General features: G+C 31.0%; 17 protein-coding genes. 6 read left to right on the forward strand and 11 right to left on the reverse strand.

Annotation, left to right across the window (positions count from 1 at the left end):
- The first annotated feature begins 145 nt into the window (after positions 1-145).
- The 6 genes from Q0820_RS02595 (at position 146) to recQ (ending at position 6,929) form a co-directional block, all read left to right on the forward strand.
- Positions 146-1,420: a hypothetical protein gene (locus Q0820_RS02595; protein ID WP_298484820.1), complete on the forward strand. Its 1,275-nt coding sequence runs from the start codon at positions 146-148 to the stop codon at positions 1,418-1,420.
- Positions 1,417-1,860, forward strand: coding sequence for a three component ABC system middle component (locus Q0820_RS02600; RefSeq protein WP_298484822.1), 444 nt, complete (start codon positions 1,417-1,419; stop codon positions 1,858-1,860). The genes Q0820_RS02595 and Q0820_RS02600 overlap by 4 nt, the downstream gene beginning before the upstream one ends.
- Positions 1,857-3,707 (forward strand): DUF3732 domain-containing protein, encoded by a 1,851-nt coding sequence (locus Q0820_RS02605; protein WP_298484824.1) that lies wholly within the window; start codon positions 1,857-1,859, stop codon positions 3,705-3,707. The genes Q0820_RS02600 and Q0820_RS02605 overlap by 4 nt, the downstream gene beginning before the upstream one ends.
- 218 nt (positions 3,708-3,925) lie before the next feature.
- Positions 3,926-4,258, forward strand: coding sequence for a single-stranded DNA-binding protein (gene ssb, locus Q0820_RS02610; protein ID WP_298484826.1), 333 nt, complete (start codon positions 3,926-3,928; stop codon positions 4,256-4,258).
- Positions 4,259-4,262: 4 nt separating this feature from the next.
- Positions 4,263-4,733 carry a hypothetical protein gene (locus Q0820_RS02615; RefSeq protein ID WP_298484828.1) on the forward strand — a complete coding sequence of 157 codons (471 nt, stop codon included), beginning with the start codon at positions 4,263-4,265 and terminating at the stop codon, positions 4,731-4,733.
- 69 nt (positions 4,734-4,802) lie between these two features.
- Entirely contained in the window at positions 4,803-6,929 is a 2,127-nt protein-coding gene (gene recQ / locus Q0820_RS02620) for a DNA helicase RecQ (RefSeq protein ID WP_298484829.1), read from the forward strand.
- Here the strand turns inward: recQ and Q0820_RS02625 are convergent.
- From Q0820_RS02625 to Q0820_RS02675, 11 genes are all read right to left on the reverse strand, one after another.
- Positions 6,909-7,361 (reverse strand): hypothetical protein, encoded by a 453-nt coding sequence (locus Q0820_RS02625; RefSeq protein ID WP_298484831.1) that lies wholly within the window; start codon positions 7,359-7,361, stop codon positions 6,909-6,911. The genes recQ and Q0820_RS02625 overlap by 21 nt on opposite strands.
- A gap of 52 nt (positions 7,362-7,413) precedes the next feature.
- On the reverse strand, positions 7,414-7,980 hold the full coding sequence (locus tag Q0820_RS02630) for a Crp/Fnr family transcriptional regulator (protein ID WP_298484833.1): 567 nt from the start codon (positions 7,978-7,980) through the stop codon (positions 7,414-7,416).
- A gap of 24 nt (positions 7,981-8,004) precedes the next feature.
- Entirely contained in the window at positions 8,005-9,294 is a 1,290-nt protein-coding gene (locus Q0820_RS02635; RefSeq protein WP_298484835.1) for an AMP-binding protein, read from the reverse strand.
- A complete protein-coding gene (locus Q0820_RS02640; RefSeq protein ID WP_298484836.1) occupies positions 9,291-10,976 on the reverse strand; it encodes a C45 family peptidase in 1,686 nt (561 codons plus the stop codon). The genes Q0820_RS02635 and Q0820_RS02640 overlap by 4 nt, the downstream gene beginning before the upstream one ends.
- 1 nt (position 10,977) lies before the next feature.
- Positions 10,978-11,850, reverse strand: a complete 873-nt coding sequence (locus Q0820_RS02645; RefSeq protein WP_298484837.1) for a cupin-like domain-containing protein — start codon at positions 11,848-11,850, stop codon at positions 10,978-10,980.
- Complete coding sequence (locus Q0820_RS02650; protein ID WP_298484838.1) at positions 11,850-13,400, reverse strand: NAD(P)/FAD-dependent oxidoreductase; 1,551 nt, start codon at positions 13,398-13,400, stop codon at positions 11,850-11,852. Before Q0820_RS02650 ends, Q0820_RS02645 begins: the two co-directional genes overlap by 1 nt.
- A gap of 8 nt (positions 13,401-13,408) precedes the next feature.
- Positions 13,409-17,083 carry a 1-acyl-sn-glycerol-3-phosphate acyltransferase gene (locus Q0820_RS02655; protein WP_298484839.1) on the reverse strand — a complete coding sequence of 1,225 codons (3,675 nt, stop codon included), beginning with the start codon at positions 17,081-17,083 and terminating at the stop codon, positions 13,409-13,411.
- Entirely contained in the window at positions 17,076-18,278 is a 1,203-nt protein-coding gene (locus Q0820_RS02660; protein ID WP_298484840.1) for a DUF2062 domain-containing protein, read from the reverse strand. Before Q0820_RS02660 ends, Q0820_RS02655 begins: the two co-directional genes overlap by 8 nt.
- 67 nt (positions 18,279-18,345) lie before the next feature.
- On the reverse strand, positions 18,346-18,831 hold the full coding sequence (locus tag Q0820_RS02665; protein WP_298484842.1) for a hypothetical protein: 486 nt from the start codon (positions 18,829-18,831) through the stop codon (positions 18,346-18,348).
- A 1-nt stretch (position 18,832) separates the two neighbouring features.
- On the reverse strand, positions 18,833-19,201 hold the full coding sequence (locus Q0820_RS02670) for a 3-hydroxyacyl-ACP dehydratase (protein WP_298484844.1): 369 nt from the start codon (positions 19,199-19,201) through the stop codon (positions 18,833-18,835).
- A 3-nt stretch (positions 19,202-19,204) separates the two neighbouring features.
- Positions 19,205-19,792, reverse strand: a complete 588-nt coding sequence (locus Q0820_RS02675) for a porin family protein (protein ID WP_298484847.1) — start codon at positions 19,790-19,792, stop codon at positions 19,205-19,207.

A 19,792-nucleotide genomic window follows, 5' to 3' on the forward strand; every position in this document is an offset into this window, starting at 1 on the left:
TGTACTTCATATTTTAACCGTTAGTTGGTGTTTGCTTAATGCCTAAAAACGCTATAGATAAGCCTACATTTCAACATTGTGTGTTAAAAACTATGTGGTTATTCTCCGTTTTTATAAAACAAACCCTGTAGTTATAATATTACATTTGAAATTGAAATTAATTTTTGATAATTTAAGAATACTAGATGAGATTAATATAAACACTAGGGAATTAATGAGTTATAAAACACATTTTGAGAAAACTGGAGGCGAAACAAAATCAATTGGATTCGATTTTCAATACTACTTTTTCTTGTGGAAATTATTAACCCTAAATAAAGGTGAATCTGTTGGTTTAGAGGTAAAAGATGATGTACACACTGAACTAGAAAATGATATTAATATTTTTTATCAAGTTAAGCACTCTGTACAAAAAAACAAGCAGGGTGATATAAAAAATATGACAGCCTCTGATATTGATTTATGGAAAACGCTATATAATTGGGCGAAAGTAATAAGTGATGAAAATGATAACAGGAAAGAAGTAAAATCACAATTGGAATTTGTTCATAAGGCTCATTTTGTGATGTGGAGTAATAAAAATCATAGCTCTAAAAATCAAATTATTGCCAATATAGAAAAACTAAAGAACAAGACTATTTCTATTGATAATTTCATCAAAAACATCAAGAAATTTGAGGAAAACTCAGAGAATAATACAATAAAAAAATACATTAACGAATTTTTACTTTTAGATAAAAATGTTCTTAATAATTATATATCAAAAATCACTTTTGAACTAGGTGAAGATGAAATACTTCAAAATTGTAAAGACGCAATAGAAACAAAGTTAATTCCAAAAAATAAAGTTGATAATGTTTTTGCAAAAATTGATTCAAGGATAAGAGAAGATAATTTTATAGAAATTAAAACTGGTCATAAAATTCAAATCAGTTTTGAAGATTTTCAGAAAAAATACAGAAAGTATTTTAATAATACCCGAACAGAAAAGCTACAAATTGTACCTCTAACAATGAGCTTACCTGATAAACTTGAAAATCAAACATTTATTAAACAACTACTAGAGATTAATGATATTAAAACTAATGACATTGAGTTAATTGCTCAGTTTACACGTTTTAAACTTAAACTAGAAAACAACATAGCTAAATGGCATACTGAAGGTGAAATTACAATAGAAGAGATTGATAATTATAGAAATGAAGCCATATTAAAATGGTCTAATAAGTTTAGAGCGTTAACAAATAAATCGGGTTTTAATAATGATTCTAGTTTGGATATTGTTAATCACTTAAGAGAGGAAAACCTTAGAATTGATGGACAAGAATTAGGCACAGAATTAAGTAATGGAGAATTTTATTACTTATCAGATATACCAAAAATTGGATGGAAAAAAGATTGGGAAAAACATAAAGAATGAATTTAGAAAACTATAACAATATTGGAATCACCTCAATAGGCATAAGCTCTGTTTTGTCTTTATCAAAAGAGCTCTCTTTATCTAAAGCTTTACTTATTATGCCTTTATTTACAAGTAAAGCCTTAACAGCACATTTATCAAGAAAAACAACAGAAATAAAAAGTATTGAAAAATTAATATCTGAAAAGACTCCTTTATTTTCAAATTTTAATAAAAGGTATTATGATACATTAGCTAATTCACTAAATGCAATACAACTTTTAATTGAGACTAATAGCATTTCAATTAAAGATGGTATTTTAATAAATAACCAACACTTTAATTTTGAAAAAGCTATGGGAAAAAGAGCTGATAAAATAAATTCAGCATCTCAAAATGTATCAAAATTACTAAATGAAAATACTGAAAAACTTTACTTAAATCTTAGAATAGAATTATGAAATATAATATTGAAAAAATTATTCTTTGGCTTAAGAATGAAAAAAAAAGAGAATTAGAGTTTAAACCAAATAAGGTTAATGTAATCACAGGAGATAGTAATACTGGAAAGACAGCTATTTTAGAAATAATAGATTATTGTTATTTTTCTAGTAAATCAACAATTTCAGAAAGTATTATTAATGAGAATGTTTCTTGGTATGGATTAAAAATAAACATAAATGATAAAAAATATACCATTGGAAGAAAAGCTTTATTTGAAGGAAATGTTTCAAGTGAATATTATTTTTCATCTACAGGTGAAATCCCAATAACAATTCCAGAATCAAACAATACTCAGGAAAATATAAAATCACTAATAGAAACAGAATTTAGTATAGATAAAACGGTATCATTCCCTATTGGTTATGGTAGTAACAATATTAAAGTTGGTTCTAAGATTTCTTTACGATATTTCTTGATGTTTAATACTATTTCTCAAGACCTTATAACAAACTCACAAGGAATATTTTTTGATAAGCAAAACGAATCGAGATACAGAGATGCATTACCTAGAATTTTTGATATAGCAACTGGAATAGAAAAAATAGAAAACATATTAAAAAAAGAGAAAAAAGTAGAATTAGAAAAGAAACTAGCAAAATTAAAACGTAAAGAATCCGAGATATCTAAAAAATCAGAATATTTTCAACGTGAACAAAAAGCTTTAGTAAAAAAAGCAAAAGAGTTCTCATTAATAAACCCTGACACTGTTGAAAAAGATGCTTTGGTTGAATTAAATAATGTTGTAAAAGGTGCTAAAATTGAAACTGTAGCTGGTGTTGAAAGAGGAAAATTAGAAAAAGAAAGAAATATTATTAAAAGAAAAATCAAAAACCTAAAAGATTTTACTAATGAATATTCTGCTTTTAAAAAAAACCTAACAGAAATTGAAGACAGTTTGAAACCAATAACTTTTATACAGAAAGAAACTGACAAAATAGTTAAGTCAGATAATTTCAAAAGTCTTATTTCACAATTATCAATTGAATTAAATGAAATAAAAAAAGCTAGAAAAGCAAGAACTCCAATTGATAAACAAGTTAAAGACGAAATCTCTCAATTAAACATAAAATTATCTTCTATAGAAGACCAATTAGAATCATTACCCAAGGAGAACAAAATTTTCGAAAACGAGAAGAAAAAATATATGTTTATAGGTGAAGTAAAAGCCAAAATAAATTTATACTCAAAATCGGATTCTTCACCTTCAGCTACTGTAAAAGCTGATATCAAAAAAACAGAAGAAGAACTAGAATCAATAAAAATTGATGATACTGAAATAAAGAGAGAATTAACAATAAAACTAATAGAAGAAATTATAAGAGAATATATGTTAACCGTTGATAACGCAATGGAAAATTACAAAGATTTCTTACCAAACTTTGATTATAAAAACAAATCTTTACTATTAAGAAAGCCAAAAACAACGTTTTATGAAAATGTAGGAAGCAGTTCTAATCATATGTTTTTACATTTATTTTTCTCATTAGCTATGCAAGAAGTAATTTTTAAAAATGAATCACCTTATGTAGCTCCGTTTCTAATTATCGACCAACCAAGTAGACCTTATTACGGAGATGATGGAAAAACAAGATTAGATAAAGACCATAGTGATGATTACAAAATAACTCAGGCTTTTAAATTATTAGATAAATTCATTGAAGAAAGAAACGAAAATAAAAGTGAATTTCAAATGATTGTATTTGAACATATTTCGGAGAATCTATTTAAGGATATGAAAAATATTAATCTTGTCGATAGTGAATTTAAAAATGGAAATGCATTAATTCCGACAAGTATGTTGTGAAAAATCATTTTATTAGAACAGATTGGAGAAACCTTTTCTAACAAGTATATAGATGCCCTCATATAAAATTTTATATTCGAATTTAAACGACTACAAACGTTTACAAACGAAAGTAAGTATTTTGTAACCGAATAAACTTTAAGAGCCGTTCTATGTTTGCAACGTGGCAGCAATAAAGCACCATAGTATTAACTGTTTAACATTAAAATTTAGAACTTATGAACGCACTTAAAAACAAAGTACAGTTGATTGGACATTTAGGACAAGACCCAGAAATTGTAACCCTAGACAGTGGGAAAAAACTAGCAAAATTCTCTATCGCAACAACAGACCATTACAAAAATGCGAATGGCGAAAAAGTAGAAGACACCCAATGGCATACTATTGTTGCATGGGGAAAAACGGCAGACATTGTAGAAAGCTATTTACAAAAAGGAAAACAAGTTGCTGTAGAAGGAAAACTTACGCACCGTAGTTATGAAACCAAGGAAGGCGAAAAAAGATACATTACCGAGATTCGTTGCAATGAGTTATTAATGTTAGGGAAGTAAAAAAATGAGTACATATATAACTAAATACGCAAGATATCTAATAAGTAATTCTACCATGCTTGCACAAGCTTCTATTGTAATTTTATATACAGAATGTATTACAATATTATCAAACGGATATTCTATTTTAAATAGTAATATATCCATTGAAATATTAACTTTCAAAAAAATTTTAAGCTTTATTATCTATATCGCCATATTAAAAGTTATTCAACCATTTTTAGAAATACTTAAATCCGAATTTGATTTTAAAAAAGAAATTAAATTAAGTAATGAAGCCATTATTACTAATTTTATTTTACTTATTACTCTTGGTATATATATTATATTGACTTTAAACAGTCCTCAATTACGTTTATATAGTATGAATGAATCATTAAACAATATGTGTTTTTTAATTATAGTTGCATTTTTTTTGGGATCATTATTATGCTTTATAAAATCCAAAATCGATAGAGAAAAAAATAATAATTAAGATTAGATAAACATTTTTTGAAGAAACTGTTCTTCTAGTATAGAAGAACAGTTTTTTGTTTTGTAACCAATGCTGCAAACTGTAACTTTACCTCGTATGCTACAAGAAGAACAAAAACAACAATTACTTAGCCTTTTAAAAACCCATTTTGGTTACGATTCTTTTAGACCCAACCAGTTAGAGGTTATCTCCAATGTACTAAACAAAAAAGACGTAATGGCTATTATGCCAACAGGTGGTGGTAAATCGCTCTGCTACCAATTACCAGCTTTAGCATTAGAAGGTACAACGGTGGTTATTTCTCCACTTATTGCACTTATGAAAGACCAAGTAGATGTGTTACGTGCCAACGGTGTTTCAGTAGCTTATTACAATAGTTCCCAACCAACCGAGGAACAACAAGAAACTTTAAAAAACTTTAAAGAAGGGAAACTAAAACTCTTTTACGTAGCGCCAGAAAGTTTGTCTTTTATAGAGCCCTATTTTACCCAAGTAAACATAGACCTTATTGCGGTAGATGAGGCGCATTGTATTTCTTCTTGGGGACACGATTTTAGACCTGCATATACCCAACTTGGGCGTTTAAAAGTAGCCTACCCAAAAGTGCCTATTATTGCACTTACAGCAACTGCCGACCGTGCTACACAAGATGATATTCTAGACCAACTTTCTATTCCGCATGCAGAGCGCCATTTGGCGTCTTTTAACAGACCAAACCTGTATTTAGAGGTTAGACCTGGGCAAAATAGAATGCAGCAAATACAGCAGTTCTTAGAAGGTAAAAGTACCGAAAGTGGTATTATCTATTGTTTAAGCAGAAAAAGTACCGAAAAAATTGCCGAACAGCTCTGTAGTTTAGGTTTTAAAGCCAAAGCATATCACGCAGGTATACAGGCCGATAAACGTTCTACAATTCAGGAAGACTTTATTAATGACCGCACTCCAATTATTGTTGCTACCATTGCTTTTGGCATGGGAATAGATAAAAGTAACGTACGTTGGGTTATTCACTACAACATGCCTAAAAACTTAGAAGGTTATTACCAAGAAATTGGTAGGGCTGGCCGTGATGGTATAGATTCTAACACCTTACTTTTTTATAGCTATTCTGATGTTTTGCAACTACGTAAATTTATAGATAACGGAGGTAATACTACCGTGCAGTTGGCAAAATTAGAACGTATGCAACAATTTGCCGAAGCTTTAAGTTGTAGGCGAATTGCACTATTAAATTACTTTGGAGAACACAATACCAAAGCTTGTGGGAATTGCGATATATGCAAACGCCCACCTGCCTATTTTGATGCTACGGTGCTTGCCCAAAAAATTTGCTCCGCTATTGTTCGTCTAAAAGAGCAAGAAGCTATGGGAACGGTTATAGATGTTTTACGAGGTTCCCAAAACGCTGCGGTATACGATAAAGGATATCAAAACATAAAAACTTACGGTGCTTTAAAGGATATTCCTTGGCAAGATTTGCAGCAATATATAGTACAATTACTAAATCAAGGAGTGCTGCAAATAAACTTTAAAGAACATTCTAAGTTAGAATTAACACCACTGGCAAAGTCTATTTTGTTTGAAAAACAAAAAGTGCAATTGGCTACCCTTATAGACCTTAAAGAAAGAGCTAAGGAAAAAGCAAAAGCTGTTAAAAAACAAAGTGCTTTATTTGAAAAATTACGTGCCCTTAGACAACAAATAGCAACCGAAGAAAACGTGCCTGCCTATGTAGTTTTTACCGATGCCAGTTTAAAAGATATGGAAGCAAAAAAACCTATGACCATAGAAGCTTTTGAAAAAGTTTCTGGTGTTGGTGCTGCCAAACTAAAGAAATATGCTAAGGTTTTTATGGATGAAATAGCAGCGCATAGAAGAACCGTAAAAACAAAAGTTCCTACTCATGAGGTTTCGTATACTATGTTTAAAGACGGAATTTCTATTAGCGATATTGCTGTAGAAAGAGGCATAAAACAAGATACTATCTACGGACATTTACAAAAGATGCATGAAAATGGTGAACCCATAGATTTTGAACAATTTATATCTTCCGAAGAAATACAAAAAATAGAAAAAGCCAAAGAAGCACTTACAGCAGAAGATGGTTTAAAAGCATATTTTACCTATTTTGAAGAAAAAATACCCTACTGGAAAATTAAAATGGGATTGTATTTGTTAGACTCTAATGGCGCTTAAATATATCCATACAATAAAGAATATTTGTAACGGCACTCTAAACCAAAGATATACTAATCCAGGCCCATCATAGGTAGCTTTTTGATAGTTTATATTTTCTAGTGCTGCCTTTATATTAGAAGGAAGTATTGCTATAAAAAATAAAATTAAAAGCCATGCCACTACTACTCGGTATTCCGAAAAGTGTAAAGCAAAAGCGCCAAACACCTCTATAATTCCAGTTAAAATAATAACCTCTTTTTTAAAAGGAATAAAGTCGGGGACCATTAAAGCCATTCCGTCTGCGTACATAAAATGCCCTAATGCTGTAAAAAACAACATGGCAGACATTCCTATACGTGCGGAAAAAGCATAATCATAATTTCCTGTGTTTATTTTTATAAAAATAAGTGCAGGAATACTAACAACAATAAGAATTAAAAATGGTTTCATCTTTTTTTTAGCAAAAGTAGAGGTAGCTAAAAGACCAAACAATGAACCTAGGTTAAGTAATTCTTTTTCGAATTCTACTTAAAGCTTGTGGTGTTACTCCAATATAAGAAGCTATATATTTAAGAGGAATTTCCTTTATTAAATTAGGTCTTTCTCTAAATAGATTAAGATATCTTTCCTCAGCAGATTGGGTTAATAAAGACGCTTCTCTTTTAGATTTGGCAAGAAACAAAGTTTCTGCCGTTACCCTACCAATACTATTTCCATCAACTGTTTCTTTATAAATATCCTGAAGATCGGCATAGGTTAAACGCCAAACTACGACAGTAGACATAGCATCTATCTGAAATATACTTGGTTCTCTGTTTAAAAAAGAAGCATAAGAGCTCACAAATTCATTCTCAAAAACAAACCCAACAGTTACATCATTCTCTATTTTAGGAATATAAATTCTAGCAGAGCCCTCTATAATAAAACTAAGATAGCGCTCTACATTTCCTGCTTTTAAAAGCGCATCGCCTTTTTTTATTTCGTATTTCTTTAATTTGGAAGAGAATATCTCCCAATCGGCATCCGAAAGCTTGCTAATAGTATCTAGAGATTTTCTTACTTCTTCCATATCTAAAAGATTTAAAAAACACCTTTACCCCCTCCTATCAATTACCGTAACGGGTTTTCTGCCTAACATAGAACTTCTGAGTTTCTGAATTTCTGCATTATTACAAAATTCAATTTTTGGAGCAACTCTAAGTTTAGACCTAAAGTGGTCTCTGATTTCGCTCTGTAATTCGTCGGATTGGTTATTAGAAGCTATTTTAATTCCAATTTCGTCGGTACCAATATCGTTATGATAAATTTCTATAACATGGCTTTCTACCTCTGTAAAATCGTTTAAAAGATTATCCATCGCTGGCGGATAAAGGGTAGTTCCCTTGTACTTTACCATTTGTTTTTTTCTTCCTACTAAAGGCCCTATTCTAACCGTATTTCTACCACAAGCACATGGCTCATTATGTGCCACTACAATATCGCCAGTTTTAAAACGTAAAAGCGGCATTGCCTCTACTCCCAGTGTTGTGATTGTTAATTCTCCTTCTGTTCCTGCCGGAACAGGTTGGTTGTTATCATCTAAGACCTCCACAATAATTAATTCTGGATGTTGGTGCCCTCCTTGCATTTCGGAACATTCCGTAAAAGCAGTACTCATTTCTGTAGAAGCGTAGGTAGAAAACAAATCTATATCCCACTTTTCTTTAATTTTATTTCCTAAAATATTCAAAGAAAAATCTTGGTTGCGTAACGACTCTCCAATACAAACTGCTCCTTTAATACCCGAATTTTTATAATCTATACCGTGCTCATCTGCATAGCTTACCAATTTTAATAAAAAAGAAGGCACTACTATTAAATACGAAGGTTTAAATTTTACAATAGTATCCCATTGCAATTCTGGAATGCCGGCGCCTACTCTTATAATTCCGGCGCCCAATTTTCTGGCGCCTAAGAAATATGCCAAACCAGCAATAAAACGCCTATCCATAGTCGTAGTAAGTTGTAAAACATCTTCCTTTGTAATACCAGCGCAAGCAAAAGAGATAGACTCGTTATAGGCCAAACGCTCCAAATCGGCATCAGTTAAAGCTATGGTAACTGGGTCTCCTAAGGTGCCCGATGTGGTTACATAATCTACAATATCGGTCTTAGAAACACATAGAAAATCGGCATTATGCTTTTGTAACTCTTCCTTCGTAGTTGGTGTTATTTTTACCAAATCTTCCAAAGTCTGAATATCCTCTGCAACAATTTTATGACTCTTGAACAAACGTCTGTAATACGGAGATTTTTCCAGTAGATAAGATATTAATTCTCTCAGTTTTTCTTCTTGAAAAGCTTTTATTGTTTTCTGGTCTGCCTTTTCTATTTCAGGAATCATGCGTCTATTTTCCGTTTTATTTTGCGAATATACTCCTCTATATTTTCTTGGTCTACAAGTGTAGTAATTTCTTTTGTTTTAGCACTATTAAACTCGGCCAAAGCAGCTCTAAAATACCCTTGCTCATATAAATATTTTCCACTAATGTAGTAGCTTTCCCAGTGGTTTGGATTTTTCTTCTGTAACTCTTTAAAAAGCTGTAAGTCTACTTTTTCCTCTTTATGTATTGCTTTTTCAATGGTACGTTTTAGAGTTCTATACGCCTCATAATTTGTAAATGCCTCAGTAAATTGAAAAGTGTCTTTAGCTATTACTAAATTATTATTTGCCAACTGCCTTGGCTCTATATTTTTAGCTTTTTTTTTAAAAATGGTATTTAAATCGTACGCTACAAACTCTCCTAATTGGTATGGATTAGAAGATACCCATACCAATAGCTCTTCTGGTTTAAAAACAATACCATGGTGTGCTAGTAATTGGTTTAAGGCTTTCTCATTCCCATAACCAATGTCTTTATCGTCTAAACCTTTTTTGTTTCTTAAAATATCTACGGCAATTTCTGGTGTTACTTTAGGATTTTCCTGCAGCAGTTCTTCCATACGTTCATAACGATACTGCGAGTGGCTCTCTAAAATATGTTTTTGATTTTTTTCATCATTAGCATACGCTGCACTCTGAAAATGATTAGAACACACCAAGGTATTCTGATTCTCCACTTTATAAACTCCAAAGTTCTTAGGGGATACTTCAATTAGGACTACTTCTTTATCTTTTGCACTACCCACAAAAATAGATTCGGAAACAAAAACCTCTTTACTTTTTGCAATTGCAATAGCTTCTTTGATAGTACTAGCATATTGTAAAATTTCTCTAGTGACCAAAGAAATTGGGGTTTTTGCGACTAAAGGAAATTTAGATTTTCCTGCATTTATAGTAACCGTTATCCCTTTATTATTCATTCCAGAAACTACTCCTAGCATTCCGCCCCAAGTAACCGACATAAATGGGTGCCCCTTCTCTGGCTCTATAAATGCTATTATCTTATCCTCTGCAAAAGTATCGCCAGCATAGAAATCTAAATTACGCCCAATGATAAGTTTCCCATCTTTGGTTTTATCTCCCCAAGCAGCAAAAGAAGAACAACCAACTAGTGCTAAATCTTGTAATGCATGGCCAATATCATGCGCACCATGCAAATATAAAATTCTGGGATATGGGGCCGCAATATGCTGGTATTTTGGTGACGCGTACTGAGACAAACCATAAATTTCTGCTTTAAAATCCTCATTAATATTCAAATACATTTTACGATTAAACCAAGCTAAAAATTTACGTAATAAATACTGCTTAGTTTTAGAAGGTACCATTTCGTCTACCTTAGATAATAATGCATTTTCTTGTTTATGAAAAAGCTCTTGCGTTAGCGATCCTGTTGCTAAACCCAACTGCATTGGGTTGCCTTTTACATAAAGCTCCCATTGCCCTTGTTTATTTTTATTTAAAAATCCGTTTTGGGTAACATAACTAGTATCCGAAACTTTAATTCTCTGCGGTTTTTCTAGAGAATAATTACTAATATCTGGCACGTTTTTTAAAGACTTAGAAACACCACAAGAGAACAGTAACGTACTTAAAATAAAGGTAACTACAATAGAAAAAAAAGAGTTTAATTTTAATTTCATTCTAATGTTTTTCTAAATTTTTATGTGTTTTTTTAACCGCAAGTTCCTCTTTATAGTTTAACCATTTTTGCCCCCAAAATCTACGTGTAATATTATCAAAATGACGCATAATTGCCACATTATACAGCATATTTAAAAAACGTTTTGGCGTCCTTGGCAATGCACGTAAAGTCATAGAAAAACCACCATTAAGGTATTTTATATAATGCCAATAACCACTGGGCATATACAAAGCATCGCCATGCTTCATCTGCACCTGTATCCCTTCTGCATACTGCAATGCTGGATATTTTTCAAAATCTGGATTATCCATATCTATCTTATCAATATTGTGTATTGAAAAAGGGACTTTATATAAATATTGGGTTTGCTCAGGAGAAAACAGAGTTACACTTTTATCGCCATGAAAATGAAAATGCATACTGTCTGGCAAATCAATATCATAGTGCATAAAAACTTTAGAATCTCCACCTCCAAAAAACAAAGCAGGTAATCTTTTAAAGAATTTTAGCCCAATATCTGGGTATTTAAAATCTTTTAATAACTCGGGCATACTTTTTAGAATGTCATAAAAGAAAATTCGTAAATCGGTAGGCTTAGTTTTTAAAATTTCTATATAATCGTATAGCTTAAGTTCTTTTACTGGAGCGTATACACTCTCTTTATCTTTTGCAGGCTCATTATTGTAAAGTGGTACAATTTGCTCCCCTGCTCTTTCTTGAATATAATCTAGCGTCCATTTTTCATAGGCAGGCCAATCTTTAGTTAAACCTTCTATTAAAACTGGACGTTGCGGCTTGTAGTACTTTTCTATAAAATCTGCTTTGGTAATATTTTTTACTCGCTCTATAGGAGTGATTTTAAATTTTCCCATTACGCATTTACGTTTACAATGTTTTCTTCTGCAGTAGGTTCTGTAATTTTATTTAACAAATATTCCCTTCCTAAAATTTCGGAACAGGTAACAATTCCGCTAATGGTAACCCCTAAAATACCATGCATATTTAAGCTTTGTCCTGTAAATAACAAGTTTTTAATTTTTGTTCTTGGAGACAAGACTGATTTTAAAGGGTTATTTACATCTTTTACATAGCCATACATAGAACCCTCATTACAGGCTATATAATCTCTATAGGATAAAGGTGTAGAGGTGTACACCGTTTGTATACATTCTCTAATTGTTGGGAACTTTTTTTCTAACTCTTTTATAAGTTGCTCTGCTTTATTCTTTTTAAACTCTTCATAGGTTTCTCCCCTGTTGTTTTTATGTGCAACCGTATTAAATGTATTGTCCCATGGCCTTACCTCATCGTATTGCATATAAGTAATAGCCGTTAATTGGTCTGCCCACTCTCCTAATCCTTTTTTTACACCCATAGAAACCATATATCCTAATGGCCAGTTTTCTTGGGTATAATTATGACAGTTCCAAACTGCTTCTGGCGTTTTATAGTGGTAGTAATTTTTATTTAAATACTTTACCTTCTCTGGTTTTAACACCAAATGAATACTAAAGGCCGATATGGTACTTTCTATATCTTTAATACGATTACTATAGGCTTTTCTAAAATTGGTTTCCCCAACTAATTTTAAAGTTAGTTTTGGTTCTATGTTAGATATAAAAAGGTCTCCTTTTACAATAGTACCGTCTTTAGTATGTGCCGCAACAATTTGCTTTTCTTTATATTCTAATTGGGTTACCTCTTTATGTTTATATGCTTCGCCACCGTTTTCTATTAATTTTCTAATTAACAGCTTAGTTATTTGGCTACCACCATTTACACAACGGTACGAACTTTCTATATAAGAGTTTACAGAAAGTGCATGTACATAAAATGGAGTCTTGTCGGACTCCCCAGCATACAATAAATTAGAACCCGCTAATACTGCCTGTAATTTTTTATTAGAAGTAAAAGAATTTATATGTGCTTTAGCCGGAAGTGAAAAAAGCTCGGTATCATCATAATAAGGTTTTCCTAATTTTAAATTATAAAGCGGAAATTTATCGCAAGTTTCTTTTAATTCTTTACAATAGGCTTTAATACCTTCTTCTTCTTCTGGAAATTGGCTTATTAAAGATTGCTGAAAATTTTCATACCCTTGGGCATGGCTGTATTCGTTTTCATCTTCATCAAAAGTGATAATATCAAAACCATCTACGTCCATTTTTTTTAAATTTAGCCCATCAAAAATGCCTAAATATTTAAAGTAACGATATAAATTTTGTCCTTTAGAAAGTCCGCCTATATAATGCACTCCGGTATCAAAAATGGTTTTCTCGCGTACAAATGTTTGTAGGTTACCACCATATTGGTTGTTTTTTTCTAGCACGCATACACTCTTCCCTTCTTTTGCTAAAATAATAGCAGAAACAAGTCCTCCCATGCCACTGCCAACAATTACAACATCATACTTCTTATCCATTCTTTAATTTATCGCTTTAAAAATAAGGCTTCTGGTAATTCTTTATCTATGGTAAATCCGTTTTCTAAAATAGTATCAATATGTAAAGATTTACTTTCTTTTAAAAGGATTAAGATAGTAATTTCAGATTTTAAAAGTGCCATGATTTCTTCAGAATTCAATGAGTCTAAATTTACTATAGCCACATTTGCTATTTCTTTAAAGGCTTCTAATACCGAATTTGAAAAATTATACTTCTTATAATTATGTGTAATGTAACTATTAGTAACAATTTCTCTGGCTTCAGAATCTTTAATATATGTTGTTATTTTTCTGTCTGGAGCATCTAATTTTAATAAAAAATCTAATTGACCAAAATCTTTAGACAAATGTATAATTTGTGCTTTAGAATCTAAATAATCTATAATTTCTTTATAAATAGAAGCATATAACTTTAGATCTGATTTAACGGTATTATATATGAGATTTCCTTTATACCTATATTCTAACAACACTAGAGAATGAAAATATGAAGCATTTTCTATATCTTTTCGTATTGTATTAAACTCCTTTCTAAAATGGGTGCTTATTTGTTTCGTTTTTTCTCTTGTAGTTACTCCATAAGAAGAATCCTGAATTCCTATTTTATTTAGCACCTTAATGGTTATACTCCCATCACGAATAATAAAACTACCTTTTGGTAATACCTCCGAATTCCCATGAATTAGAATTGGAAGAACGTCTAGCCCTAATTTATCGGCCAAATGAAATGCCCCTTTATGAAACCTTTTTATTTTATTGGTTCTAGAACGTGTGCCTTCCGGAAACGTAATAAGCGAATACCCTTGCGCTACCTTTTTACGCAAATGTGCTTCTCCATTTTCTACTCCTTTAGAAACTGGATAAAAACCTGCTGCTTGTACTGCTTTACCAAAAACGGGAGAATTATATACCCAATCGTTCACCAAAAAAACAATTTTTGGATGCAACATTCCTATGGCCAAAATATCTAAGAAAGAGGTATGGTTGGCAATAATCATAACCGGTTCTTTAAAAGTATCTTTCTTTAAATTAATTATTTCTTTAGACACAAAACCATTAGTATATAGTACGGACCCCATAAGTTTAGAAATAGACCTATGGAAGCCCGCCATTTTTATTTTCTTAGAAACTGGAATTATTTTTAATACTAAACTAAAAAAAGAAAGCACCAAACCACCCAAACCAAAATAGGTAAAAGACAAAACAGAATGTATAAAAAGACGAAAAGAGATTGGTCTTTTAGTTGTATCCCCAATAAATAATTTAAATAATAAAGGTTGTACCGTAAATGCTATAAGCACTGCAGATAGTATACCTACTAGAGAAACAACCGAAATGGTATATAAGGCCGGATGCTTCGCAAAAATTAGAACGCCAACTCCTAAAATTGTAGTAATTACCGATAATAGTATAGATGTTTTGTGTGTTGGTACTATTTTTTCTCCTGTCCTATTTTCTGCCAGAAAACCGTTAGTAATAAAAATGCTATAGTCTACCCCTAATCCAAAAATAAAGGTAGAAATAATGATATTAAAAATATTAAACTCTATTCCCAAAAGTCCCATAATACCAATGGTTAAAAACCAAGTTAAGAAAATAGGAATTCCTGTTACTAAGGTTAAAGAAAAGCTTTTATAAAAAAGAAGCAATAACACTAAAACTGCAAGTACCGAATAACCAATTAGGCGGTTAAAATCATTTTTTAGATTACCCAGAAAAGCCTCATTCATTCCTTGACGGTCTATTAAAATTGTTTTCTTATGCTTAAGGTTTTCTTTAATAATTTGGGCATTTTCTGAAGTCTCTACTTTTAGCAAAGAAGTTACTGCTGTAAAATCTTCTTTAGTGCCAATAAAGTCTGCTATTACCAATACGTTTATACTCTTATAATCCTCTAATGTTAAAGGTTGGTATTCTTTTTCTAAAGCAGCATAAAAAGGACTAAATGTTTTTGGTTTAAACCCTAGTTCCTCTCCAGCTACTATTAAGTCGTTTTTGGTTTGTTTGGTTTTAGTTGTATTCCAAAATTGCTGCCAGCGTTTAATCTTTTCTTCTTGTTTTTTCTGAGAAGAAACCAATGCTCCTATTGCGCTATAATTTTTAAGTACCCCCTTATCTTTATATTCTTGTAATAGGTGGTAAATACTATCATTAACCTGTAAGGCACTTTCTAAATTATTTCCGTATGCTGCTGCGTAGATAGATTTTGAACCAATATCTGTTAATGCTTCTAAATTATTACGAGCATCTAACAATGCTTTAGGTTCGTAATTCATCTTAGCAATATCCGTATTAAACAATACGTTGTTATACGTAAAAATGCAAACTAGTAATACTAAAGCTATACCAGAAAGGACAATTTTATTTTTATGAATTTCATACGATGCTATACGGTCTAAAATATTCTTTTTAGAAACCTTTTCTTTCTTAGTACTATATATTTGTGGAATTAATAGCAAAGCAAAAAAAGATGCTCCTAAAACACTTATAGCAGCAAAAATACCAAGGTCTTGTAATGCTTGTGATTTTATAAATAACAAACATAAAAATGCACTTGCTGTTGTTACGCTACTCATTAAAATAGACGGTGAAACATCTACATACAAACTTTTTATACTTTTGTTATTTCTTATATGTGTTAGTATATGTAATGAGTAATCTAGTGTAACTCCCAAAAGTACCGACCCAATTCCTAAAGAAATTGCAGAAATTTTACCACGTAAAAGGTATAGAATAGCCACCGATAATAGTCCTCCAAAAATAGTTGGTAAAAAAAGGACAATAGGCACTGTAATTTTACGGTAGAAAAAAATTAGAATTACAAGAAGTAGCGTTAATGCTATTCCTACTGTAAATTGAATATCTTTTTTAATTTGGTTTGCATTGGCTACTGCAACTAAGGCAGCACCAAAATACTCGCTACTTACTTTACCCTTATATGCTGTGTTTAACTCTTCTTGTATTTTATATAGTGATGTAGAAAATTTAGTATTCTTATCCGTTTCACTAGAAGGGTATTTTGGGGTGATAAAAAGCAATATATGTTGCTCATCTTTACTTAGTAAAAAGCCATCTTTAAGAGTAAAATCGTCTCCAACACCTAAACTTTGCAATTTTTTCATTGCCATAAAGGACAATCCTAATGGATCCTTTAAAATAGTTTTTTTTGCAATTATTCCCGTAGGAGAAATAAGGGTATTGTAATTTTGCTTTGTAATACTTAATAAACTGTCTCTTGTTGTTTTTTGCTCCAGAATTTTATAATCTGAGGCCTCTAAAAAAAGCGGTAAATTTTTGTAAACAAAATCAATCGTATTAAAAACAACAGCATCTGAAACTTTCCCTTGAATATTTTCTACATAGTCGGACTCCTTAGATAGACTATCTAAAAACGTATTTGCATAAGCAGTAATATCTGAAACCTTGCTATTAGGTTCTCTTTTAATGTTTACAATAATTTTATCTGTAAACTTAACGGTCTGTAGTACTTTTTGATAGTCTTTATTATTCGTATTAACAGGGATAAGCTTTGTAATGTCTTCCTCGAAAGAAATTTTACTAGCAATAAAACCAAAAGCAATTAAAATAGTAAAGAATGAGAGTAAGCCAGCAACTTTTTGCTTATGTATTAGTTCATATATTTTATATAGAAAATTACCCATTATGACTTACTAGCTTTTTTTTCTCCAAAACAGTTAAAAATAAATATGCAGAGAGTCCAAATAAAATGGCACCAAATGTAGCAAGCGTTAAGCTACCAACTATATATGTTTTTAAGTGTTTAAGAACTTCAAAATTAGTAGTCATTTCTTCTATGGTATAGGAATAATAATCTCCTAACATAAATTGCCCAACCTTAGAACTTGCGTATAATACAAAAGGTATAAATGGTGGTAAACTTATATTAGAAAAAGTAAATGCTAAGACTTTGTTTAACTTTAAAAGTATGGCTAAAGAAATAACTATTACCGTATGTAAACCCCACAATGGAGAAAGCCCAATAAAAATTCCTAATGCTATGGATAGGGCTTTTTTTCTTGGAGAATCATCATTCTGCAAAAAATCTTCCCTTATAAATCGTTTAAATCCTTTTTTTTTAAAACGCCTGTATAAATCTCTTGGTTTTATATAAAGCAAAGCAATTAATACCAACCAAGTGTTTAATATACTTATTCTTGTAAAATCTTTAAACGGTCTAAAATGCGACACTCTTTCCTCTTCATTGTAGGTAACTTGCACTGGTAAATTCTTTACCAAAGTTCCTTTCCAAGCTGCTCTTACTATAACCTCTATTTCGAACTCAAATTTAGGAGTGTAAAATTTTAAGCCCATTAGTTCTGAAATTGGATATAACCTAAAGCCACTTTGAGTGTCTTTTAATTTTACTCCAGTTTCAAACCAAAACCAAAAGTTAGAAAACTTATTTCCAAAGCTACTTTTCTTAGGAACATCCGTCTGTCCCATATTACGAGCGCCTATATAAAGAACATTTTTGGTTTCTTCCTTTTCTAAAGCATTTATAAAAACAGGAATGTCTTCCGGGAAGTGTTGCCCGTCAGAATCTATCGTAATGGCATAGGTAAAGCCCAACTCAAAGGCCTTTTTAAAACCTACTCTTAAGGCATTACCTTTTCCTTTATTTTCTTGTAATTCTATACAGTTTAAATGCTTAAATTCTTCTAAAATATTAGAAGTAGTATCTGTAGAGCCATCATTTATGATAATAATATCTTGGGTATACGCAAGAACGCCTAAAATAACTCTTTTTAAGGTTTTTTGATTATTGTAGGTTGGAATAACTACACAACATTTTAGCTGCTCCATAGACTCCTTTATAGATGATGTGTTTTCTGCCAAAAATATATGCGTTGTGGGGGTCTTTTATAAAGACTTTAGTTTTTAACAAAGATAACAATTGAAAATACTAAAACAACTTCTTTTCAGAAGCATCAAAAAGGGAAGACTGCAAAACATAATCTTTAATAAACTTTTTAATAGCTTTATCTGTAGTTCTTTTAAAATTATTTATTAAAAATTGCTTGTCTTCTTCTATGTTTTTCTTGTATTTTAAAATTTTTGGGGAATGTTCTTGTACACTTAAACGAAGGCAACGTATCTCTATATTTTTTGGTGCTTTTTCTATAGAAAATTCCAAATAATCTACCCCTTCTTTAAAGAAACTCTTTTTTTGCTTTATTCCTTTACTGTGTTTTGCTTTTAAGGTAGCAGTTGCTCCTTTATAAGCCACTAAAATAGGTTTACTTTCTTTAGTAATATTTTCTAGGGTCATATATAGCTTTTCAGAAACTTCTTTACTATCACTTGCCAATATATAATTCTTTCTAATTTCGGTTAAATTAGGGCTTAGAAAACTTAGTATTAGAAGTATACTACCAATGAAAAATTTCATGTTAGCTTATAATTTTAAAGGTTGCACTTAATTTTAATGCAAGAGTTTCCTCAAAAGAGGTTGTATTTTTAACCTTAATAGTATCCTCTACTTCTGTAATTGCCAAAGTAAGTTTAAGAGTATCATTTTTTTCTGGGTTAATAATTGCCATAAATTTAATGTTAGAAGACACTGATAAAAACAACTGCTTTCCTGTTGCTTTCTCTGTAAGTTCTTTTATAATCTGTATCATACAAACTCCTGGCATTACAGGATTCCCAGGAAAATGACCTTTAAAAATATCGTGCTCTTTATATATCTTTATAGTTGCAATTACAGTTCCTGCTTCTTCTGCAAAATCTTCTACACTATATAATCCTTCTATCAACATATTTTAAATCTTAAATTTATAAGCTACACCTACTTGAAAAACATTATTTAAGCTTGTGTTATTATCATTATAATCGTCAAAAAAATCATCAAACAAGTCTATATTAATAAGACCTTGTTTGTAACGTGCTTCTATTATAAGCCCAAAAGGAAATTCATATCCTATTCCAAAAAGCAAAGATAAATCTATTGGTGTAACATTAGACTCATTTGTATCATTAACTAGATTTATAAAATTATTATCAAAATCGACATCTAAACTAGGTCCCAAAATAAAATGAAACCCTTGTTTAGGTGCTACATAAAATTTATTTATTGCAGCTATAGAAATATAGTTAATATTTAAGTCTTCTCCTCCGTTAGTAGATTCTCCGCCTTGACTAGAAAACCCTATTTCTGGTTGTAAAGCGTAGAAATTTGTAAACCTAACATCTAAAAAAACAGCACCATTAAGCCCAATCTTGTCCTCTAAATTAGTATTAGAAATGTTAGCACTATTTACCCCTAAACGTATTCCTGGATTTACTTTAGATTGTGCAAAACCTACCATAGAAAAAGCAAAAAATAGAGTTACTAAAATTATCTTCTTCAT

Source organism: uncultured Maribacter sp. (assembly GCF_947495965.1).
Lineage (GTDB): Bacteria > Bacteroidota > Bacteroidia > Flavobacteriales > Flavobacteriaceae > Maribacter_B.